We start from the raw sequence: 20,357 nt of genomic DNA, 5'->3' as shown, positions 1-20,357 counted from the left end.
CGATACGTTTGCTCGGACGGCCGCGCCGTCCTTGAAATGGTGCCGTTCAGAAAGTTGTGCGGCCTCCGGACGTATCGAACGTCGATGCGGTGGTGAAACTGCATTCCTCGCTGGCCATGAAGCAGACCATCGCAGCGGATTCCTCGATCTCGCCAAGGCGGCCCATCGGAATTTTCGACCGCATGTAATCGACCTGACTTTGCGGCAGCTGGGCAAGGATCGGGCTTTCGAACGTGGCGGGCGTCAGCGCGTTCGCAATCACGCCCTTGCCAGCCAGTTCCTTGCCAAGAGACTTGGTCAGGCCGATCACCGCCGCCTTGGTCGCCGAATAGGCGCTGGCGTTGGGGTTGCCTTCCTTGCCGGCGACCGACGACAGATTGACGATCCGGCCATAGCCGTTCGTGAGCATCATCGGCACGATCGTCCGGTTGCAGTAGAACAGGCCATTAAGATTGACGCCCACGACCTGAAGCCAGCTGTCGATGGGAAACTCGTGCACTGGAGCGGTCGCGCCCGTGATCCCAGCCGAACACACGAGGATGTCGATCTTCCCGAGTGCCGCGTGCGTCGCGCGTGCGGCCGCCTCGACAGCAACGAGGTCGGCGACGTCCACGGCCTCGACATGCGTTGCCTGGATTTCGTCGCGTACCGCCGACAGGGCCTCCGCATTCAGGTCCCACAGCGCGACCGTCCCGCCTTCCGCAACGATGCGTGCCGCGACGGCCTTGCCCAGCCCCGAGGCACCGCCCGTGACGATCGCGGTCCGCCCTGCGAACCGACCCGCAAAGACGGTCACGCCGCGGCGCCTGTACGGGGATGCTGCCAAGCGACCACATCCTGCGTCTGCTCGCCGAGCCTGGCGATCTTCAGGTGCATCGTGTCGCCGGGCTTCAGAAAGATCGCTTCGGGCTTCTTGCCCTCGCCGACCCCGGGGGGCGTGCCCGTGATGAGCAGGTCGCCGGGTTCGAGCGTCACATACTCGCTGACATAGGCGATCAATTCGTCGACCGGGAAGATCATCGTCCTGGTGTTGCCCGTCTGCATCCGTACGCCATTGACCTCGAGAGTCATGTCGAGATCCTGCGGACTGCCGACTTCGTCGGGGGTGACCAGCCATGGGCCGACCGGGCAGAACGTGTCATGTCCCTTGCCCTTCGACCACTGCGTGCCGCGCTGCTTCTGGTTGAACCGTTCCGAGACGTCGTTCGCAAGAACGTAGCCGGCGACATGGTCGAGGGCTTCAACCTTGTCGACATAGCGGCAAGTCTTGCCGATGATCACCCCGAGCTCGACCTCCCAGTCGCCATGCGTTGCTGCCTTGGGCAGCATGACGGCGTCGTTCGGGCCGGTCAGGCTGGACAGCGGCTTCATGAACATCATCGGTTCGGTCGGGATCGGCAGGTTCGATTCAATCGCATGGTCACGGTAGTTGAGACCGATCGCGACGATCTTGCCGATCCCGGCGATCGGTACGCCGTAGCGAGGCGTGCCATCGACGATCGGTAGCGACGCGACGTCGACGGAGCTCAGCTGATTAAGCGCGGCGATCGAGATGTCGGCGACATGCCCCGATAAATCACGGATCTGGCCCTCATCGTCGACCAGACCCGGCTTCTCGTCGCCCTTGGCGCCGTAACGACAGAATTTCATGGGAAGAACCTCAGTGTGTGTAGGGACGGTTGAGAGGAACGTCGCGGTTGAGCTCGACACCGAACCCAGGTTTGTCGAGCTGGCTGGCCTTGATCCGACCGTTCACGGGTACGGGTTCGCCGAGTAGTTGCGGTGCGAACATCGGCACCACTTCGGTCGGCCCCGGATGCATCATCAGGAACTCGGCGAACGGTGAATTGTGGCGCGTGATGACGAAATGATAGCTGTAGACCGACGAGCCATGCGGCACGACCATCTTGCCCTTGGCATCGGCCAGTGCGCTGATCTTGAGCAGCTCGGTCACGCCACCGCACCAGCCGACATCGGGCTGTATGATGTCGCAACAGTCCATCTCGAGCAGCATGCGGAAGCCCCAGCGGGTCGCCTCATGTTCGCCGGTCGTGACCAGCATGCCCTTGGGCACGTTGCGCTTCAATTCGGCATAGCCCCAATAGTCATCCGGGCTGATTGCTTCCTCGAGCCATTTCAGGCCGTGCTCGTGGCACGCGATCGCCAGACGCGTGGCATAATCTACGTCGAGCGCCATCCAGCAATCGTACATCAGCCAGAAGTCGTCGCCGACCTTCGCCCGCATGTCGGCCAGCATCGCGACGTTCTTGTGCAGTCCTTCCAACCCCTCGGCCGGGCCGTGGTGCAGCGGCATCTTGCCGCCGATGAAGCCCAGTTCCTTCGCAACATCCGGGCGAGCGCCGGTCGCGTAGAACTGCAGCTCGTCGCGGACGGGACCGCCGAGCAGTTGATGCACCGGCTCGCCCCGCAATTTGCCCAGCAGGTCCCATAGGGCCAGATCGACTCCGGAGATCGCGTTTACGACCAGCCCCTTGCGCCCGTAATATTGCGTCGAGAAGTACATCTGGTCCCAGATCTTCTCGTAGTCGGCGGGATTTCGACCCTCCAGAAAGCGCGCGAGGTGCTTCTCAACGATGTAGCAGGCGGGCTCCCCGCCGGTCGTGACCGCAAACCCGATGGTGCCGTCGTCAGCTTCGATCTCAACGACCAAAGTGCCAAGCACGTTGATCCCGAAGCTGCGTCGTGACTCCCGGTATTCGGGATACCGGCTCATCGGCGTTGCGATATGATCGTCGATCCAATGCGCCCCGGTCTGGTCGTGATAGTCAGCGCCGCCACCGGTCGCAGTGAAGGCTCGCACATATTTGATCTTTGGTAGCGCCACGGTTCATCCTGCCCTTATTCTGCGTTGTTCCCTATAAGAACCGCAGCACCTATTGCCATATTATGGAATAGTATCCTAGGGAATGAAAATCATGGCGTCAACAGAACCGCTCACGAACACGGACAAGGAAACCACGGTCGGGGCGGGTAGCCAGACCCTGATGCGCGGTCTCGATGTGATCGAGGCGATCGCACAGGAGGTCCTGGGGCTCCCTGAGCTGGCTGACCGTCTGGCGCTGACCAAGAGTACGACGCATCGGTTGGCGAGTGCGCTGGTGGAGCGCGGCTATCTCGCCTTCACGCCGCGTGCCGGGTATCGGCTTGGACCGAAGCTGCTCGAACTCGGCGCGTTGGCCCATGTCCAGGCTGACATCATCCAGGTTGCCCGACTCCATCTGGAAGCTCTGTCCGCATCGACCGAGGACACCGTCCATCTCGGTGTTCTCGAAGGCGACCGTGCGCTGTATCTCGACAAGATGCCGGGCCGGCGCCGGATAACCATTTCTAGCCGAGTGGGCGATCGACAGCCGCTGACATCGACCGGGCTCGGCAAGGCGCTGATGCTCGATCATCCCCCTAAATACTGGCGCGCTCGCTTCGATGCCGATCAGGCCGAGGGATCGCACCCTGCCGACTGGACGGTGTGGGAGAGCCGGATGCGAAGCTATGTGGATGCCGGCCGCGCGTTCGATCTCGAAGAAAATGAGGACCAGATCCGCTGCGTTGCGGCGCCGGTTCGCGATGCGAAGGGCGTCATCGTCGGGGCGATCAGCGTATCGAGTGCCGCGCAGTACATGAGCGACGAGCGAATGGGCGAACTATCGAAAACGGTATCCGATGCAGCCGACGCCGTCAGCCGCGACCTTGGCTGGACCGCCTCGCTACCGAAGAATTAGGGAAAGAGAGATGCTGCTAGTAGGAAAGACCGTACTCGTGACCGGGGCATCGGCTGGGATCGGACGGGCGACCGCGATTGCCGCCGCACGACACGGTGCTGACGTTGCGATCAATTTTCTTGGCAGCGAGGACGAGGCGGCATCGTGCGTGGCGGCGATTACCGCCTTGGGGCGCAAGGCTATCGCGGTGGCGGGCGACGTAGCCGACCCGGCGACCGCGAGCGACTTCGTGACCCGCGCTGCCGAAGCGCTGGGGCGGGTCGATGTATTCGTCAACAATGCCGGCATCTGCCCGTTCCATGCGTTTCTCGACATGCCCGTGGAGACGTTCGAACGAACGATGCGCGTAAATCTTCACGGCGCCTATTTCATGGTGCAGGCTGCGGCCAACCAGATGATGCGTCAGGGGCAGGGGGGTGCCATCGTCGCCGTGTCATCCATCTCCGCGCTCGTCGGAGGCGAGTATCAGACCCATTACACGCCGACCAAGGCGGGCGTGCATTCGCTGATGCAGTCGACGGCAATCGCGCTTGGTCGTCACGGTATTCGGTGTAACTCGGTATTGCCGGGGACGATCCTCACCGACATCAACAAGGAAGATCTTGCCGATCCGGAGAAGCGCGCGCGGATGGCGCAGCGCATACCGCTTGGGAGGCTTGGCGAACCGGACGACATCGCAGGTCCGATCGTGTTCCTTGCGTCCGACCTAGCCCGCTACGTCACCGGCGCGGCGTTGCTGGTGGATGGCGGCGCATTTGTGAACCTGCAATGATCCGGCCGCGTATCATTCGAGGCGTTTTTCGGTCCGCACCGTCTTCCTCAACGCATGATTTTGAACAGGCTCGGTCATGAAGGCAGCTTCCGCGATCGATTATCGCGAACTGGCGCGACGCCGCCTGCCGCATTTTCTGTTCGAGTACATCGACGGGGGGAGCTACGCAGAGGTCACGTTGCGGCGGAATGTCGCTGATCTGGAAGACATTGCGTTGCGACAGCGCGTGCTGACCGACGTCTCGACGCTGGACCTGTCGACGACGCTGTTCGGACGCAGCCAACGTCTGCCGATCGCCCTGGCGCCGATCGGGTTGGCAGGGATGAACGCGCGCCGGGGTGAGGTCCAAGCTGCTCGTGCTGCGCAGACGGCAGGCGTGCCATTCTGCCTTTCTACGGTTTCAGCATGCCCGATAGACGAGGTTGCCGCTGCCACGTCGCAGCCCTTCTGGTTCCAGCTTTACATGATCCGCGACCGTGGCTTCATGCGTGATTTGTTAGCTCAGGCAAAAGCAGCCCAGTGTTCCGCGTTGGTGTTCACGGTGGACATGCCGGTCCCAGGCTCCCGCTATCGCGACTATCGCTCTGGATTGGCGGGAGCGTCGGGTTTCATGGGTGGCGCCCGACGTGCAGTGCAGTCGATGCTTCGGCCTGCTTGGGCCTATGACGTCGGTATAAGGGGACGACCACATCAACTAGGCAACGTCGCACCCGTCCTGGGCAAGAATACCGGGTTGGAAGATTTCTTCGCTTGGATGCGAAATAACTTCGACCCGACTGTCTCGTGGAAAGATCTGGAGTTCATTCGAGATACCTGGGACGGACCGTTGATCATCAAGGGCATCTTGGACGTCGAGGATGCGCGAGCTGCGGCTGATCTTGGCGCGGACGGGATCGTGGTTTCAAATCACGGTGGCCGGCAGCTCGACGGCGTTCCGTCGACGGCTCGAGCGCTGCCGCCGATCGCTGACGCGGTGCGCGATCGGTTGACGGTGTTGGCCGATGGAGGCGTTAGATCTGGTCTGGACGTTGTTCGAATGCTCGCGCTTGGTGCGCACGGCGTGTTGCTCGGGCGAGCGTGGGTCTATGCGTTGGCAGCAGCAGGGGAAAAGGGCGTCGACCACATGTTGAAGCTGATCGAAGCCGAAATGCGCGTTGCAATGGCATTGACGAGTTCGACGAGTATCGATCGCATAACGAGAGAAAAACTCGTCGTCGATACTCGTCGGTAGCTAAATAAATTAGGATTTATTCGGATCGATCTAGTAGTGATCGGTCAACCAGCTCGCGGTATTTGCTCGGTAGGATCGCGCAAATTGACAAAGCAACCTGCAATATCGCGGTAATATCTACAATCTTAGCGTCAGTTGCTCGTAAATACCAGTTAACCGAGATTGCGGCGTGAACCTGAACGAGTGTCCGTAAGTGGGGGCGTTGCAAAGCCTCCCGAGTGTCCGCAAGTGGGTCGTTGCAACAGTAGGGGCGGGGGACGCTTGAGCTCAATCCCCTATGAAGTCGTGTTTGGAAACGTAGCAATTAGCGGGACAACGCTAATTCGATCGCCGCTGCCGCATGTAGAGCGGTAGTGTCGAAGATCGGCACCTGACTGTCTTCCGGTTGGATCAGCAACATGATTTCGGTGCATCCCAAGATCACCGCCTCCGCGCCATTCTCGACCAGTCTGGCAATGATCGCGCGGTAATCCTCACGGGATGACGGCAGGACCTTACCCGCGACCAGTTCCTCATAGATGATGCGATGTACAATGGCACGATCCTCTTCATTCGGAATGATGACATCAAGACCGTGCTGATCGGTGAGCCGTCCCTTGTAGAAGGCGTGTTCCATTGTGAACGCGGTACCGAGTAGTCCGACCTTCCTGAAGCCGGCCGCTTTTATGCGTTCGGCTGTGGGATCGGCGATATGGAGCAGGGGCACGCTCACCGCCGCCTGCACGTCGGACGCCATACGGTGCATGGTATTAGTGCAGATCAGCAGCACGCCCGCACCGCCCGCTTCAAGGCGCCGTGCCGCGTCGACCATACGCGTCGTCAGGCCCGGCCAATCGCCCTTATGTTGCAAATCCTCGATTTCTGCGAAATTGAATGACCACAGGAGGCACCGGGCAGATGCGGTCGGGCCGAGCCGGTCCCGCACTCCCTCGTTGACGATGCGGTAGTACGCGGCGGAACTTTCCCAGCTCATGCCACCGATCAGGCCGATCATCTTCATGCCTCAATATGCTCCGCTCTCATCCCCCTGTTCGACAACACCTATGAGTTTTCAGAACCCTGTCACGTCCTCTTTCCATTATCGTTCTTAAGACAGCTAACGACCGCCCGGCCCGCGCTGATCCCGGCTACAGGCTCCGTCAAAGCAAATGCACCGGCTGGTAATTGAAAGCGGGTAGGGCGGGCATATGCCCCGCCCGCGCAAGCCCGCCAGCCCGTTTCGCTACTTCAACTCGTCACCTGAGGTGATCCGGTTGGTGGTGCTGATGTACGTGCGTTTTCCGTTGTCGCTACGGAACGTAGAGGACCTGCTGTTCGAGCGGGGAATCGACATCTGCCACGAGACAGTGCGCCTCTGGTGGAACAGGTTCGGGCCGATATTTGCCAGCGATATCCGCCAACAGCGGGTGAGCCGAATGCGCGGCTTTCGCCATTGGCGTTGGCACCTGGACGAGATGTACGTGAAGCTGAATGGCGAGATGGTCTACCTGTGGCGGGCGGTCGATCATGAAGGCGAGGTGCTAGAAAGCTACGTCACCAAGGCCCGTGACAAGGCGGCAGCGCTGACCTTCATGAGGAAAGCGCTCAAGCGTCATGGATCGCCAGATAAGATCACCACCGACGGCCTGCGCAGCTACGGCGCTGCGATGAATGAGCTGGGCTGCCGCGATCGGCAGGAGGTGGGTCGCTGGGCCAACAACCGGGTTGAGAACAGCCACTTGGCGTTCCGACGACGAGAGCGGGCGATGCTGAGGTTCCGGCAGATGAAGACGCTGCAAAAGTTCGCCTCTGTGCACGCTAACGTCCACAACCACTTCAGCCTGGAACGACACCTCATCGACCGACAAGCCTATCGAGAGCGACGCTCCGCCGCGCTGGCGGAGTGGCAGGCGCTTGTCAGCTAAGGTTTGCCCTCAAAAGACCAGCTCCAGCCTGCCGAGACGCGTCCGCATTAAACTGACAGCTCCCCCGCCACTTCTACCTGTTCTTCGACAGCGTGCGTGCCGCGATCGAGCTGGACCCGGACTTCCGGGAAGGTTTCTACGTTCGGCAGCCCCAGCGCGGTTTGCGGGTGGCCGCCCGCATCTATGCAGCATGGGGCTTCTCGCCAGCCTTCTTCCGCGAAAGGCTGGACGAAAGTGCGCTGGGCTATGCCTCCATCGACGACTTCCTCGTCGATTTCTGGGAAGGCTGGTTCTTGAAGCGCGACGCCAACAATCTGCTCGCCCAGCTCTGGACCGGGCAGCACGCGGATGTCGGTGCCAATCCTCTCTATCACGGCGATCTCGACAAAGCGCTGTCTGCGATCGGTGCCGACACGATCGTCATGCCTTCGTCGAGCGACCTTTACTTTCCGGTCGAGGATGCCGCCGCCGAGGCCGCGCGGATATCGCGGGCGGAATTGCGCGTCTTGGAATCGGCTTGGGGCCATGTCGCGGGCGAAGGTCTTAACGATGCGGACACCAAGTTCATCGAGCAGGCCATAACCGACCTTCTGGCTCGCTGATTTCGATGCGGCGACGCCGTTCAACCGCACCCATGAGAGCCCCAGCGCTACTTGGATCGCGCATCCCGCTTGCGTCACTCGTGCAAACGCTTGCCGTTGCAGAGTATCTCAACTTCCGCCACGCCGCGAGCGCAATAGGAGTTAGCCAGTCCAGCGTCAGCGCACGCATCAAAGCGCTGGAGGAAACCCTGGGCATCCTCCTGTTCGAGCGTCATGCGCGAGGTGTCCGCCTGACGGAAGCCGGCCGGCATTTCGTCGAGCGGGTGAGTGTCGGCATCGATCAACTCGACCAGGCAGTCAGGACCGCCAGCATGGTGGCGCGCGGGGAGCACGGTCGCCTGCGCGTCGGCGTCCACGCACTCATCCAAGGGAGCTTCCTAGCCACCTTGATCGAGCGTTACCGGGAGCAGCATTCAGGAATCGAGGTAGAGATCATTGAGGGGGCCGCGCGCGAGAACGTGATGCGGCTTCGAGCGGACAGGCTGGATGCGACCTTCGTGGCAGGTTCACCGGCGTTTCCCGACTGCCATGCACGCAGACTGTGGAGCGAACGGCTTCTCGTCGCGCTGCCCGCACACCATAGACTTGCGGATGAAGCGGGCGTGACATGGGCCGAACTTGCCAACGAAGCATTCATCGTTCGGCACAGAGGCGCCGGGCAGCAGGTGCACGACCATATCATTATGCGCCTCGCCGGCGCGGCAGTGGATATGTCCATCCGGCGCTTCGACGTCGAGCACATCACACTGATGACGATGGTCGCGCAGGGGTATGGTTTGAGCATTGTCGGCGAGGCGAAAACGCTTCTTCATACTTCCGGTGTGATATTTCGGCCAATCTTCGACGAGCCGGAAACACTCTCCTGCTCGGTAGTCTGGTCTCCACACAACCGAGGTCTAGGACTTCGAAATCTGCTCGAACTTGCAGGACGGATGAGTAGCTACGATCAGTTCATAATTGACGCTACCGCCTTTTAATGATTCCAAATCACTCTAATGGAGGCATAATTCCTAACCAATATTTGATCTGCCGACGGCGTTTTGGACATATAAATCCGTATCGGGCATAGGTTGCCTCAGGAATATACTTGAAGGTCGACATATAAAAGTGTCGATCTTGAATGCTCGCATTGTACGCTCAATACCACTGTCAGCCGAAGCGGTGCATCCAATCCAGCAACGCCTCGCGCGATCGAATTACACGCGGTGACGCAGCTTCCGACGACAGCAGCAGATAGCGCGATCCATCGGCCACGAAGCCGATTGGTGCTGCCAGCACGCCGCTGGCGATCTCATCGCGTGCCATGTGCCACCATCCCATCGCGACGCCGAGGCCGGCGGCCGCCGCTTGCAGAATGAGATAGACGTGCTCCAACATTTGCCATGGCCTAACCGGGAGCGCCACACCGTTGCACGTGCTCCAAGTCTCCCAAGCTTCCGGGCGCGACTTCGAATGAAGCAGGCGCGCATCGTGCCGCAGAGCCAAGGCGCCGTTGGCTCGGTCGAAAAAGCGGTCCACGAGGTCCTTCCTCGCCGAACACCCGCATGTCCGCGTAGAACTCGCCGTCGACGACAATCTGACTGATATCGCAGGCGTGCCGACGGCCCCCAGCTCGACGTTGAGGCGGCGGGGCAGTTCGGCAGGGCCGATAGTCGTTGTGACCGGGCGGCTGTCCAGCCCTTCCAGATATCCGGTGGCGTGCTGGCAGGCGCGCGTCACACGGCGGCTTCAGGATTCATGGTGCTTCTGTTCGTGACCCGGTGTGATCCTGCCACGATCGAAGATCGCCGGCCTCCCGCATCTTGCGGCCGAACTCGCGAGAGATGGACCTGACAGCCCATGCTCATCCCGATCAACCATCATTTGCGCGATGGCAGCACTGCGGCAAGCGGCTACTATCGCACGCTCAAAATTCGAAACCCGCCTATCGGATTTGTCCTCCGCCCGAGGGACTGAGTTGAGGCGTCGTACCTCATTAGAAACAGGAACGACGCCCTGGGGAGGGATTTAGACGGCTATGGCGTAGACGTAGTGCTCATCGGGGTCTGGCGTGGCCCGCCACTTACCGTCGATGATACGCGACATTTCCCGATCTACGGGGCTTGCCCGGCTAACCGGGGCAAATACCGGAACACCCATTTCGGATGGCGTTGCGCGTAGATCGCCAATGACGCCTGCTGCGCGGCCGCTGTCAATGCATCGGCCACCGGATGGTCGATACTGCCCGAGCGGATCAGCAGGCGCCAAAAAAAAGGCTGCCGATGATGTCTCGGCAGCCCATGGCATCGGATAAGGGTCAGGCGTTACTTCGCCGCTGCGGCCGGTTTGGCGGGCAGTTTCGCGAAGTCGGCGTCGATCGCTGCCAGCACCTTGTCGGTCACCGCATCGGGCGAATATTGCTGGATGTCCTTCAGCGTCATCGCCCGCGCCATGTCGATCTGGTCGTTGGTCGTCATCCCCGGGACGTGCTTCTCGATCACCGCCTTGGCGGCAGGATCGTCGAGCAGCGTACCGATCTCGGTCGTCGACGTCGAATAATGGGCCGTCGTCGCGGTCGCCGACGCGGCGGGCGGCTTGGCGGCCTGCGCGTTCACGAGCGTCGCGGGGGCCAGAAGAAGGGCGGCAGCTGCCATCAACGTACGCATAGATATCCTCTCATCACGCAGCGTCGGGGCTGCCAACAGTTATATCGTACGGTACCGTATCTATGTCAATGACCGCCCGGTCACCAGATCGCGCGGGCGGCCATGATGATGTCCACCGTCCGCTCGCCGTAAGCGTCGAATTCCGCGTTGCTGACGGTCCGGATCAGGCTTTGCTGGAGATACCAGCCCGTCATCGACGCGACGATGCGCGTGGCGATGCTTTCCGGATCGCGCGCGGGAATGCCGTCTCTTGCGGCGGCGTCGCGGATGTCCCGAGCGATCAGGTTGATGATGTAGAGCGAGCCGACGTCGTGCATCGATTTGGCGAGTTCCGGAAAGCGGCCGGCGGTCGAAACGATGATCCGCTGGAACGCCTGCACCTCGGGATTGTCGTGCGACCGGGCGATGACGCGGACATGGTGGCGCAGCCGCTGGTCGATGTCGTCGGTCAGTTCGCTATCGGCCTCGGACGCCTCCGCCGACCATCGCGCGACCGCATCCTCGACGATCGCGTGGAACAGCGCCTCCTTCGAGGGGAAGCGACCGTATAGCGTCGTCTTGGACACGCCGAGTTCGAAGGCGATCGCTTCCATCGCGACCGCATCGAAGCCGTTTTCCAGAAAATGGCGGCGCGCGGTGGCGATCAGCGCATTGTCGATCGCCTCGACCTGCTTGGCCGTCGGCCGGCCGCGGCGGGGTACGAATGTCGGAGCAGCCTTGGTCATGGCGTCGCCCATATAAGACTGGCCCCGCGATACCAAGCCGTCAGCGGACCAGCGCGCTGCGGTCGAGCGAGGCGATCGTCGTGCGCGCGGTCAGCGCCATGGCCACGCGCATCTCCGCTTCCATGAGCTGCAGCATGTGGGTGACGCCCTTTTCGCCGGCCGCGGCCAGCGCGTAGACCCAGGCGCGGCCGAGCAGTACGCCGTGCGCGCCGAGCGCGAGCATGCGGACGACGTCCAGGCCGGAGCGGATGCCACCATCCGCCAATACCGTGAGCCGATCCCGCACCGCATCGGCGATGATCGGCAAGGCCGCGGCGGTCGAGGGGACGCCGTCGAGCTGGCGCCCGCCATGATTGGACACGACGATCCCGTCCGCCCCGAGCGTCGCCGCGGCGCGCGCATCCTCCACGTCGAGAATGCCCTTGATGACGAGCGGCCCGTCCCAGCTCTCCCGGATGAACTCGAGGTCGCGCCACGAGACCGTCGGATCGAAATTGTTGCGCATCCAGGCGAAGAAGTCTTCGAGACCGGTGTTCTTGCCGAGCACGGGGGCGACGTTGCCGAGCTGATGCGGACGCCCGCGGACGCCGACGTCATAGGCCCAGGCCGGGCGCAGCATCGCCTGGACGGTGCGCCGGGCGGACCCCATGAACCCCGACGCCCCCGCCAGCCCCGATCGATAGTCGCGATAGCGCGACCCGGGGACGGGCATGTCGACGGTGAAGATCAGCGCGGAGCAGCCCGCCTCCTTCGCCTGTGCCATCAGGTCGCGCATGAAGCCGCGATCGCGGATCATATAGAGCTGGAACCAGAAGGGCGCATCGGTGCCGGCCGCGACCTCGGCGATCGGGCAGGCGGAGACCGTCGACAGGCAGAAGGGTATCCCCGCCTTGCTTGCCGCGCGCGCCGCCTGGACCTCGCCCCGTCGCGCGTTGAGGCCCGCGAGGCCGATCGGCGCCAGCGCGATGGGCATGGCGAGATTCTGCCCGAACAATTCGGTCGTCAGGTCGAGCGCCGAAACGTCGGTGAGGATCCGCTGCCGCAAGGCGATCGCCTCGAGATCCGCGATGTTCCGCCGCAACGTCACCTCGGCATAGGAGCCGCCGTCGATATATTCGAACAGGAAATGCGGGAGCTTGCGGCGCGCGAGGTCGCGGTAGTCGAGAGCCGATGCAGCCTTCATGGTCTTGCCTTCAGGAAGCCGTTGAACGTGATCCAGCGCAACAGCCCGTCGATCCAGCCTTGCGTCGTGGTGCCCTTGACGCCCAATCCGAAGCCATGTCCACTGCGTTGATAGGCATGGAATTCGAACGGACGGCGTGCCGCGGCCCAGCTTTCGAGCAGACCGTAGCCGGCGCGACCGGACAGCGGATCGTCGGTCGCCATCGCCACGAACATCGGCGGCGCATCGGCGGGTACCGCGATCCGCTCCATCGGCGGGTAGATCGGCGCGATGAAGGCGGGCCGATCGGCGGGCGCCGCCTGAAGCGTGACCCCCAGCGTCGTCCGCGCGCCGGCCGAGAAGCCGATCATGCCGACCCGCGTCGGATCTATTCCCCATTCGCCCGCGCGCGCGCGCACCAGGCGCAGCGCGGCGATGCCGTCGGCGACGGCATAGGACGGCGTCGTGATCTTCAGTCCCTCGCCGGGCTTGCCGATCCAGTTCGTCATCCGCGCCGACATCGCGCGACCAAAGCCGGCCGGGTCGCGCGGCGTCGGGTCGACGCGGTATTTCAGGACGAAGGCGGCGATGCCATGATCGGCCATGACCCGGGCGACCTCCATCCCCTCGTGGTCCCAGGACAGCGTCATGAAGCCGCCGCCCGGGGCGATCACCACCGCGGCGCCGGTGCGCTTGCCGACATCGGGGAGCACCGGCACCAGACTCGCCGACACGGTGTTCCGGACCGACATCGCCCCCGGCTTGCCGTTCCACTGTTCGGGACCGTTGCCGTTCGGCACATCGCCGGTGCGGAGCGGCAATGCGGTCGCGAATTCCGCGGGGACGGGCAGCGACGGCGGCACGGTCTGCGCGGGAGCCGCGAGCGGCGCGAGGAGGAGGGCCAGAAGGGCGGCGGCGCGCATCGGTCTGCCGATCATTGCAGGTTCACATAGGCGCCGCCGTCGACGAGCAGCGCCGCGCCGGTGACGTAGCGCGCCATGTCGGAAGCGAGGAAGACGATCGGACCGGCGAGATCCTCGGGTTCGCCGAGCCGGCCGAGCGGAACCCGCGCCGCCATCCGCTCGCGCTTGCCGGTATCCGCCAGATCGTCGCGGTTGATCTCGGTGAGGATCGTGCCCGGCAGGACCGAATTGCAGCGGATGCCGTACCGGCCGAGCGCGATCGCGGCGGATTGCATCAGCGAATGCACGCCCGCCTTGGTCGGCGTGTAATGCGTCTGATATTCGCCCCCGACCAGCGCCGATATCGACGAAACGGCGACGATCGCGCCGCCACCGCCCTGCGCGACCATCCGGTTGGCGGCGGCCTGCACCATATAGAAGGCGCCGTGCAGGTTGACCGCCATGGTCCGCTCGAACGTCGCGGCCGGCATGTCGAGAAACGCATGGAACGGACAGATGCCGGCGTTGGACACGAAGACGTCGACCCGGCCCAGCGCATCCGCGGCCCGGCCGACGAACGCCGTCGCGGTATCGGGCTCGGCGACGTCGCCCTTCAACGCGACGCCGCGACGCCCGAGCGCCTCGATGCGGGCGACGACGTCGTGCGCGCCTGCATCCGCGCCGATATAGTTGATCGCGACATCGGCACCCTGACGGGCCGCCTCGACCGCGGCGGCGGCGCCGATCCCCGACGACCCGCCGGTGATGAGGACCGTCTTCCCTTCAAGCAACAATGGGGCTCTCCTTGTCGGACCATCCGAGGTCCCGGCTGATGTCGTGCGCGGTCGTGACGACCAGATCGGCCAGATCCCGCATGCGCGCGTCGTTCATATATTGTGCGGCGCTCGACACGCTGAGCGCGCCGACGATCGCCCCGCCGGCATCGCGCACCGGCGCGGCGACGCAGCGGATCTGGTCTTCGTTCTCCTCGAGGTCGAAGGCGCAGCCGGTCGCGGCATAGTCGCGCATCCGCGCCAGCCACAGGTCGCGATCGACCGGCAGGCCGCCGTCGCGCGCATCGGCGTCGAGCTGCGCGATCCAGAAGGCGGCGGGCCGGTCGATCATCAGCGCCTTGCCGAGCCCGGTCGAGGTGAGCGGCTGCCGGTCGCCGATCCGCGACGAGATCGTGATGCGGCGCCGGCCGGGCATCTTGTCGAGGTAGAGCGCGCGGTCGCCGTCGAGCACGCCGAAATGCACCGTATCCTCGGTCCTGGCGGACAGCTCCTCGAGATGCGGCCGCGCGACCTGGACGATGTCCGCCTGCTCGTGCGCAAGCTGTCCCAGTTCGAGCAGCTTCGGCCCGAGCCGATAGCCGGCACGCGGCGTGAACGCGAGATAGCCGCGCTCCACCAGCGAGGAGGCGAGGCGATGCGTCGTGCTGCGACTGAGCCCGAGCTGCGCCGCCATCGGCGTCAGCGTCGTCGCGCCGCGCGCGACCGCCTCGACCACGTCGAGGCCCCGCATCAGGGTCTGGCTGCCGCCCGCCCCGGTCTGGGGCTGGGCCGCGTTTCTCTCCGGTTCCATCCCACGGGCTTACACCATGTTTCATCATGTGGAAAATATTTATTGTACGTAGTCGTATCCTTTCGGTATGCGAGGGGCAACGCAGGAGAGGAATCATGCTGGCGAAGATCAAGCACGTGCGGGCGTTCGTCGTACGCGGCGGTGGCGCGGACTATCACGACCAGGAGGAGGGCCACTGGATCGACGATCACATCGCGACGCCGATGGCGCGCTATCCCGAATACCGCCAGTCGCGGCAGAGCTTCGGGATCAACGTGCTCGGCACGCTGGTGGTCGAGATCGAGGCGGACGACGGCACGATCGGCTTCGCGGTGACCACCGGCGGCGAGCCCGCCTGCTATATCGTCGAGAAGCATCTCGCGCGCTTTCTCGAGGGCCGCAACCCGGCCGATTACGAGAAGATCTGGGACCAGATGTACTTCTCGACCCAATATTACGGGCGCAAGGGGCTGGTCATCAACGCCATCTCGGGCGTCGACCTCGCGCTGTGGGACCTGCTCGGCAAGCTGCGGCAGGAGCCGGTCTATCACCTGCTCGGCGGCGCGGTGCGCGACGAGCTGCAATTCTACGCCACCGGCGCGCGCCCCGATGTCGCCAAGGAACTGGGCTTCATCGGCGGCAAGCTGCCGCTGCACCATGGTCCGGCCGAGGGGCTGGAGGGACTGCACAAGAACGTCGCCCTGCTCGCCGACATGCGGGAGAAGGTCGGCCCCGATTTCTGGCTGATGTACGATTGCTGGATGGCGCTCGACGTCGATTACGCCACCCGCCTCGCCATCGCCTGCCACGACCATGGCCTCAAATGGATCGAGGAGGCGATCAGCCCCGACGATTATTGGGGCTATGCCGAGCTGAAGCGCAACGTCCCCAAGGGGATGCTGGTCACCACCGGCGAGCATGAGGCGACCCGCTGGGGCTTCCGCATGCTGCTGGAGATGGATTGTTGCGACATCATCCAGCCCGATGTCGGCTGGTGCGGTGGCGTGACCGAATTGCTCAAGATCTCCGCGCTGGCGGACGCCAAGGGCAAGATGGTCGTGCCACACGGCTCGTCGGTCTACAGCTATCACTTCGTCGTCACGCGCCACAATTCGCCGTTCGCCGAATTCCTGATGATGCATCCCGGCCCGACCGAAGTCGTGCCGATGTTCGCGCCGCAGCTGCTCGGCGAGCCGGTGCCGGTCAACGGCCGCCTCAAGGCGAGTGCCCTGGATAAACCCGGCTTCGGCGTCGAGCTCAACCGCGCCGTGCCGCTCCACCGCCCCTACACCCATTGAGGATCGATCCATGAAGCTTTGCCGCTATGGCCCCAAGGGCGACGAGACGCCCGGTATCGTCGACGCCGACGGCCACATCCGTGACCTGTCCGGCATCGTATCCGACATCACCGTCGAGACGCTGCGAACGCTCGCCGGCGTCGACGCGGCGACGCTGCCGCTGGTCGGGGGCGAACGGCGCTACGGCGTGCCGCTCGCCGGGATCGGCAAGATCGTCGCGATCGGCCTGAACTATCGCGACCATGCGATCGAATCGAACCTGCCGATCCCGACCGAACCGATGATGTTCATGAAGGCGCTGTCGAGCCTGAACGGACCGGACGACGACGTGATGCTGCCGAAAGGCGCGACGCACGGCGATTGGGAAGTCGAGCTGGGCGTGGTGATCGGCAATACCTGCCGCTACGTCGATCGCGCCGCGGCGCTGGAGCACGTCGCCGGCTACGTGCTGGTCAACGACGTGTCGGAGCGGTTCAACCAGAAGCAGCGCGGCACGCAATGGTCGAAGGGGAAGGGGCACGACACCTTCTGTCCGGTCGGCCCGTGGCTGGTGACGCCGGACGAGATCGGCGATCCGCAGGACCTCGCCATGTCGCTCGACGTCAACGGCGTGCGGATGCAGACCGGCAATACGAAGACGATGATCTTCGCGGTCGACGAACTGATCTCCTACGTCAGCGAATATGTCACGCTGGAGCCGGGCGATCTGCTCATCACCGGCACGCCGCCCGGCGTCGGCGAGGGCAAGAAGCCCGACGCGATCTACCTCGCGGCCGGCGACACGATGACGCTGTCGATCGCGAAACTGGGCACGCAGACGCAGACCGTCGTCGCCTGGCGGCACCCGCGCACGGGAGAGGCGGCATGACGATCTTCCCCGGCCGCTTCGCCGGCCGCGCCGCGATCGTCACCGGCGGCGCCTCCGGCCTCGGCAAGGCGGTCGCCAAACGGATCGTCGCCGAGGGCGGCACGGTCGCGCTGTGGGATCTCAACGCCAGCATGCTCGAGGCCGCGGCGGCCGAGGTGGGCGCGACGCATGTCGCCGCGCTCAACGTCGCCGAACTGTCCGAGGTGGAGGGCGCCTTCGCCGAGAGCCATGCGGCGCTGGGCAGGGTTGACGTGCTCGTCTGCTCCGCCGGCATCACCGGCGCCACCGCGCCCGTGCACGAATATCCCGTGCAGAGCTGGCTGAACGTGATGAGCGTCAACGTCGACGGGCTGTTCTATTGCAACCGCACGATCGTGCCGGCGATGCTGGCGCAGGGCTATGGCCGGATCGTCAACGTCGCCTCGGTCGCGGGCAAGGAAGGCAATCCCAACGCCTCGGCCTATTCGGCATCGAAGGCGGCGGTGATCGGCTTAACCAAGAGCCTCGGCAAGGAACTGGCGGGGAAGGGCGTCGTCGCCAATGCGATCACGCCGGCGACGTTCGAAAGCCCGATCCTCGCGCAGCTGCCGCAAAGCCAGGTCGACTATATGCGCTCCAGGATCCCGATGGGACGGCTCGGCGAGGTCGACGAGAGCGCCGCGATGGTGTGCTTCATGGCGTCCGAAGAGTGCAGCTTCACCACCGCGGCGACCTTCGACACGTCGGGCGGCCGCACGACCTTCTGATACGAAATCGCGGTGACCCGGAACGCCGGGCGCCCCGGGGAGAGGATTATGAACGACATCCCCTTCGTCGACGCGCACGTCCATTTCTGGGACCTCGCGCAGCTGCGCTACGATTGGCTCGCCCCGCCGTTCGGCGACGGCGGGCCGAACGGCGACGTCTCGGCGATCGCGCGAACCTATCTGCCCGCCGATTACCGGGCGGAGACCGCCGCGTGGACCGTCGCCGGCGTCGTCCATATCGATGCCGGCGCGCGGCCGGACGAGGATCTGGCGGAGACCGCCTGGCTCGACCGGCTGGCGGATGCGGGCGGTCTGCCGACGGCTATCGTCGCTTTCGCCGACCTGACCGCGCCCTGCGTCGACGATGCGCTGCACCAGCAGGCGCAGTCGCGGCGCGTCCGCGGCATCCGCCAGATCGTCAACTGGCATGCCGAGACCCGGCGGACCTACACGTTGCAGGATATGACGCTGACGCCGGAATGGCGCCGCGGCTTCGCACGACTGGCGGTACATGGCCTGTCGTTCGACCTGCAATGCTATCCCGGCCAGGTCGCCGGCCTCGTCCCCGTCCTGTCGCGGCACGACGACGTGCCGGTGTTCCTCAACCACATGGGGATGCCGGTGCTGACCGATGTCGATGGCCTCGCCCGGTGGCGGGAGGGCATGCGCCAGCTCGCGGCGCTGCCGCACGTCGCGATCAAGATCTCCGGCATGGGCTTTGCGTGGCGCGACTGGACCGAGGATCGCGTCCGCCCGCTCATCCGCGAGGCGATCGAGCTGTTCGGCACCGACCGCGTGATGTTCGCCAGCGACCTGCCGACCGATCGATTGTTCGGGACGGTCGACCGGCATCTGTCCGCCTATCATGCCATCGTCGCCGATTTCAGCCGCGCCGAACGCTGCGCCTTGTTCGGCGGCAACGCCAATCGCCTCTACCGCCTCAATCTCGATCTGGAGACCCGCCCGTGATGCCTCCCGTCCCCGTCCATGCGGCGGAGGTGCCGCGGCGCACCCTGCGCGTCGCGCTGTCCTTCGCGATCAGCCTCTTCTTCATCTGGGGGCTGGCCTACGGCCTGCTCGACGTGCTCAACAAGCATTTCCAGGACACGCTGCACGTCGGCACGGCCGAATCGACGTGGCTCCAGATCGCCTATTTCGGCGCCTATCTCGTCGTCAGCCTGCCCGCGGGGCTGTGGCTGGCGCGGGCGGGCTACAAGATCGGCATCCTCACCGGGCTGGCGGTGACGGCGATCGGCGCCTTCCTGTTCATCCCGGCGGCGGCGTCGGGTACGTTCCTGCCGTTCGTGCTGTCGATGTTCGTGCTCGCCGCGGGCCTCGCCTGTCTCGAAACCGCCGCGGACAGCTATGTCGCGGTGCTCGGCCCGCCCGAGGATGCCTCGCGTCGGCTCAACCTCGCCCAGTCGTTCAACGGGCTCGGCACGTTCATCGGGCCGCTGATCGGCGGGACGCTGTTCTTCGCCGACGGTCCTGCCGCGGCGGGCGGCGCGCATGACAGCGTGCGGATGATCTATGCCGGCATCGGCGTCGCGATCGTCGTCTTCGCGCTCTTCGTGGCGCGCGCGCATCTGCCGGAGATTTCAGAAGACAGCCACGCCGTCGAGGGCGGGCGCAGCGGCGGCATCCTCGCGCGCCGTCACTTCGTGCTCGGCGTCGCGACACAGGCGATCTACATCGGCGCGCAGGTCGGCATCGGCGCGTTGTTCATCAACGTCGCGGTGACGACCTGGGACGGGCTGACACCGCGCGGCGCAGCCTATCTCCTGTCGTTCGCGCTGATGACCTATATGGTCGGGCGGTTCGCCTCGACCGCGTTGCTCGCCCGCGTCGGACCGCGCCAGTTGCTGACCGTGTTCGCGGTGGCGAACGTCGTCCTGTCTCTCGTCGTCGCCGCGGGTATCGACCGCGTGTCGCTGATCGCGATGATCGGCGTCTTCTTCTTCATGTCGACGATGTTCCCGACCATCTTCGCGCTCGGCGTCCGCGATCTCGGCCGCGGCGCCAAACGCGGCGCGTCGGCGATGGTGATGGCGATCGGCGGCGGCGTCGCCTTGCCCTATCCGATGGGGTTGCTTGCCGAGCGCTACGGCGCACCCGCGGCGTTCGTGCTGCCGGCCGTCTCGTTCGCGATCGTCGCCCTCTACGGCTGGCGCTTCTCGAAGCTCGAGAACGAGCGCTGAG

The 20,357-nt window shown here is 64.3% G+C and carries 22 protein-coding genes; 11 read left to right on the top strand and 11 right to left on the bottom strand.

The genetic code is table 11. The annotated features are described in order from the left end of the window. Positions 1-46: 46 nt before the first annotated feature. The 3 genes from MC45_RS07305 to rhmD (MC45_RS07295) are packed head-to-tail and all read right to left on the bottom strand — an operon-like array spanning position 47 to position 2,845. Positions 47-796, bottom strand: coding sequence for an SDR family NAD(P)-dependent oxidoreductase (locus MC45_RS07305; RefSeq protein WP_038661329.1), 750 nt, complete (start codon positions 794-796; stop codon positions 47-49). Then, the gene (locus MC45_RS07300; RefSeq protein ID WP_038661327.1) at positions 793-1,650 is read right to left on the bottom strand and encodes a 2,4-didehydro-3-deoxy-L-rhamnonate hydrolase; all 858 of its coding nucleotides are present in this window, start codon (positions 1,648-1,650) and stop codon (positions 793-795) included. The genes MC45_RS07305 and MC45_RS07300 overlap by 4 nt, the downstream gene beginning before the upstream one ends. A gap of 10 nt (positions 1,651-1,660) precedes the next feature. Continuing rightward, a complete protein-coding gene (gene rhmD, locus MC45_RS07295; RefSeq protein ID WP_038661322.1) occupies positions 1,661-2,845 on the bottom strand; it encodes an L-rhamnonate dehydratase in 1,185 nt (394 codons plus the stop codon). Positions 2,846-2,927: 82 nt separating this feature from the next. On the opposite strand from rhmD (MC45_RS07295), the gene MC45_RS07290 reads away from it, so the two are divergent. The 3 genes from MC45_RS07290 to lldD (MC45_RS07280) all read left to right on the top strand — a co-directional run bounded on the left by MC45_RS07290 (position 2,928) and on the right by lldD (MC45_RS07280) (position 5,743). Beyond that, complete coding sequence (locus MC45_RS07290; protein ID WP_081974370.1) at positions 2,928-3,740, top strand: IclR family transcriptional regulator; 813 nt, start codon at positions 2,928-2,930, stop codon at positions 3,738-3,740. 10 nt (positions 3,741-3,750) lie between these two features. Continuing rightward, on the top strand, positions 3,751-4,512 hold the full coding sequence (lra1, locus tag MC45_RS07285; protein ID WP_038661319.1) for an L-rhamnose 1-dehydrogenase Lra1: 762 nt from the start codon (positions 3,751-3,753) through the stop codon (positions 4,510-4,512). Between the two features lie 76 nt (positions 4,513-4,588). Then, positions 4,589-5,743, top strand: a complete 1,155-nt coding sequence (gene lldD, locus MC45_RS07280; protein ID WP_038661317.1) for an FMN-dependent L-lactate dehydrogenase LldD — start codon at positions 4,589-4,591, stop codon at positions 5,741-5,743. Positions 5,744-6,047: 304 nt separating this feature from the next. Here lldD (MC45_RS07280) and MC45_RS07275 read toward each other — a convergent pair whose 3' ends face one another. Then, positions 6,048-6,743: an aspartate/glutamate racemase family protein gene (locus MC45_RS07275; RefSeq protein ID WP_038661314.1), complete on the bottom strand. Its 696-nt coding sequence runs from the start codon at positions 6,741-6,743 to the stop codon at positions 6,048-6,050. Positions 6,744-6,930: 187 nt separating this feature from the next. On the opposite strand from MC45_RS07275, the gene MC45_RS07270 reads away from it, so the two are divergent. The 3 genes from MC45_RS07270 to MC45_RS07260 all read left to right on the top strand — a co-directional run bounded on the left by MC45_RS07270 (position 6,931) and on the right by MC45_RS07260 (position 9,226). Next, positions 6,931-7,647, top strand: coding sequence for an IS6 family transposase (locus MC45_RS07270; RefSeq protein WP_038661312.1), 717 nt, complete (start codon positions 6,931-6,933; stop codon positions 7,645-7,647). A gap of 92 nt (positions 7,648-7,739) precedes the next feature. Beyond that, positions 7,740-8,249: an alpha/beta hydrolase family protein gene (locus tag MC45_RS07265; RefSeq protein WP_218916704.1), complete on the top strand. Its 510-nt coding sequence runs from the start codon at positions 7,740-7,742 to the stop codon at positions 8,247-8,249. Between the two features lie 80 nt (positions 8,250-8,329). After that, entirely contained in the window at positions 8,330-9,226 is an 897-nt protein-coding gene (locus MC45_RS07260) for a LysR family transcriptional regulator (protein WP_245640870.1), read from the top strand. A gap of 172 nt (positions 9,227-9,398) precedes the next feature. On the opposite strand, the gene MC45_RS20005 is transcribed toward MC45_RS07260, so the two are convergent. The 7 genes from MC45_RS20005 to MC45_RS07225 all read right to left on the bottom strand — a co-directional run bounded on the left by MC45_RS20005 (position 9,399) and on the right by MC45_RS07225 (position 15,207). Further along, the gene (locus MC45_RS20005) at positions 9,399-9,767 is read right to left on the bottom strand and encodes a LysR substrate-binding domain-containing protein (protein ID WP_169742528.1); all 369 of its coding nucleotides are present in this window, start codon (positions 9,765-9,767) and stop codon (positions 9,399-9,401) included. A 785-nt stretch (positions 9,768-10,552) separates the two neighbouring features. Next, positions 10,553-10,882, bottom strand: coding sequence for a hypothetical protein (locus MC45_RS07250; RefSeq protein WP_245640869.1), 330 nt, complete (start codon positions 10,880-10,882; stop codon positions 10,553-10,555). 92 nt (positions 10,883-10,974) lie between these two features. After that, entirely contained in the window at positions 10,975-11,619 is a 645-nt protein-coding gene (locus MC45_RS07245; RefSeq protein WP_169742527.1) for a TetR/AcrR family transcriptional regulator, read from the bottom strand. A 40-nt stretch (positions 11,620-11,659) separates the two neighbouring features. Then, the gene (lldD, locus tag MC45_RS07240; RefSeq protein ID WP_038661302.1) at positions 11,660-12,802 is read right to left on the bottom strand and encodes an FMN-dependent L-lactate dehydrogenase LldD; all 1,143 of its coding nucleotides are present in this window, start codon (positions 12,800-12,802) and stop codon (positions 11,660-11,662) included. Beyond that, positions 12,799-13,704 carry an alpha/beta hydrolase gene (locus MC45_RS07235; RefSeq protein WP_156143901.1) on the bottom strand — a complete coding sequence of 302 codons (906 nt, stop codon included), beginning with the start codon at positions 13,702-13,704 and terminating at the stop codon, positions 12,799-12,801. The genes lldD (MC45_RS07240) and MC45_RS07235 overlap by 4 nt, the downstream gene beginning before the upstream one ends. 11 nt (positions 13,705-13,715) lie before the next feature. Beyond that, positions 13,716-14,477: an L-rhamnose 1-dehydrogenase Lra1 gene (lra1, locus tag MC45_RS07230; RefSeq protein ID WP_038661300.1), complete on the bottom strand. Its 762-nt coding sequence runs from the start codon at positions 14,475-14,477 to the stop codon at positions 13,716-13,718. Next, positions 14,467-15,207: an IclR family transcriptional regulator gene (locus tag MC45_RS07225; RefSeq protein WP_425423997.1), complete on the bottom strand. Its 741-nt coding sequence runs from the start codon at positions 15,205-15,207 to the stop codon at positions 14,467-14,469. Before MC45_RS07225 ends, lra1 (MC45_RS07230) begins: the two co-directional genes overlap by 11 nt. 155 nt (positions 15,208-15,362) lie before the next feature. Here MC45_RS07225 and rhmD (MC45_RS07220) point away from each other — a divergent pair, with 155 nt between their 5' ends. The 5 genes from rhmD (MC45_RS07220) to MC45_RS07200 are packed head-to-tail and all read left to right on the top strand — an operon-like array spanning position 15,363 to position 20,356. Further along, positions 15,363-16,544 (top strand): L-rhamnonate dehydratase, encoded by a 1,182-nt coding sequence (gene rhmD / locus MC45_RS07220; protein WP_081974368.1) that lies wholly within the window; start codon positions 15,363-15,365, stop codon positions 16,542-16,544. A 10-nt stretch (positions 16,545-16,554) separates the two neighbouring features. After that, positions 16,555-17,412 (top strand): 2,4-didehydro-3-deoxy-L-rhamnonate hydrolase, encoded by an 858-nt coding sequence (locus MC45_RS07215; protein ID WP_038661298.1) that lies wholly within the window; start codon positions 16,555-16,557, stop codon positions 17,410-17,412. After that, positions 17,409-18,158, top strand: coding sequence for an SDR family NAD(P)-dependent oxidoreductase (locus MC45_RS07210; RefSeq protein WP_038661297.1), 750 nt, complete (start codon positions 17,409-17,411; stop codon positions 18,156-18,158). The genes MC45_RS07215 and MC45_RS07210 overlap by 4 nt, the downstream gene beginning before the upstream one ends. Before the next feature lie 48 nt (positions 18,159-18,206). Continuing rightward, positions 18,207-19,127: an amidohydrolase family protein gene (locus tag MC45_RS07205; protein ID WP_038661295.1), complete on the top strand. Its 921-nt coding sequence runs from the start codon at positions 18,207-18,209 to the stop codon at positions 19,125-19,127. After that, positions 19,127-20,356, top strand: coding sequence for a sugar MFS transporter (locus MC45_RS07200; RefSeq protein ID WP_052075553.1), 1,230 nt, complete (start codon positions 19,127-19,129; stop codon positions 20,354-20,356). The genes MC45_RS07205 and MC45_RS07200 overlap by 1 nt, the downstream gene beginning before the upstream one ends. Position 20,357 lies beyond the last annotated feature (1 nt).

Origin of the sequence: Sphingomonas taxi (genome assembly GCF_000764535.1) — a bacterium.
GTDB lineage: Bacteria > Pseudomonadota > Alphaproteobacteria > Sphingomonadales > Sphingomonadaceae > Sphingomonas > Sphingomonas taxi.
The sequence above is the reverse complement of the archived record's forward strand: the minus strand, read 5'-3'. Positions and strand labels throughout refer to the sequence as shown.

Coding starts and splice junctions, on each gene's coding strand:
- MC45_RS07225 (WP_425423997.1), bottom strand. CDS start 15,207: ATGCGGGGCCTCGACGTGGTCGAGGCGGTCGCGCGCGGCGCGACGACG.
- MC45_RS07215 (WP_038661298.1), top strand. CDS start 16,555: ATGAAGCTTTGCCGCTATGGCCCCAAGGGCGACGAGACGCCCGGTATC.
- lldD (WP_038661317.1), top strand. CDS start 4,589: ATGAAGGCAGCTTCCGCGATCGATTATCGCGAACTGGCGCGACGCCGC.
- MC45_RS07275 (WP_038661314.1), bottom strand. CDS start 6,743: ATGAAGATGATCGGCCTGATCGGTGGCATGAGCTGGGAAAGTTCCGCC.
- MC45_RS07300 (WP_038661327.1), bottom strand. CDS start 1,650: ATGAAATTCTGTCGTTACGGCGCCAAGGGCGACGAGAAGCCGGGTCTG.
- MC45_RS07290 (WP_081974370.1), top strand. CDS start 2,928: ATGAAAATCATGGCGTCAACAGAACCGCTCACGAACACGGACAAGGAA.
- MC45_RS07270 (WP_038661312.1), top strand. CDS start 6,931: ATGCCCCGCCCGCGCAAGCCCGCCAGCCCGTTTCGCTACTTCAACTCG.
- MC45_RS07250 (WP_245640869.1), bottom strand. CDS start 10,882: ATGGCAGCTGCCGCCCTTCTTCTGGCCCCCGCGACGCTCGTGAACGCG.
- lra1 (WP_038661319.1), top strand. CDS start 3,751: ATGCTGCTAGTAGGAAAGACCGTACTCGTGACCGGGGCATCGGCTGGG.
- MC45_RS07245 (WP_169742527.1), bottom strand. CDS start 11,619: ATGACCAAGGCTGCTCCGACATTCGTACCCCGCCGCGGCCGGCCGACG.
- MC45_RS07235 (WP_156143901.1), bottom strand. CDS start 13,704: ATGCGCGCCGCCGCCCTTCTGGCCCTCCTCCTCGCGCCGCTCGCGGCT.
- rhmD (WP_081974368.1), top strand. CDS start 15,363: ATGCTGGCGAAGATCAAGCACGTGCGGGCGTTCGTCGTACGCGGCGGT.
- MC45_RS07210 (WP_038661297.1), top strand. CDS start 17,409: ATGACGATCTTCCCCGGCCGCTTCGCCGGCCGCGCCGCGATCGTCACC.
- MC45_RS07205 (WP_038661295.1), top strand. CDS start 18,207: ATGAACGACATCCCCTTCGTCGACGCGCACGTCCATTTCTGGGACCTC.
- lldD (WP_038661302.1), bottom strand. CDS start 12,802: ATGAAGGCTGCATCGGCTCTCGACTACCGCGACCTCGCGCGCCGCAAG.
- MC45_RS07200 (WP_052075553.1), top strand. CDS start 19,127: ATGCCTCCCGTCCCCGTCCATGCGGCGGAGGTGCCGCGGCGCACCCTG.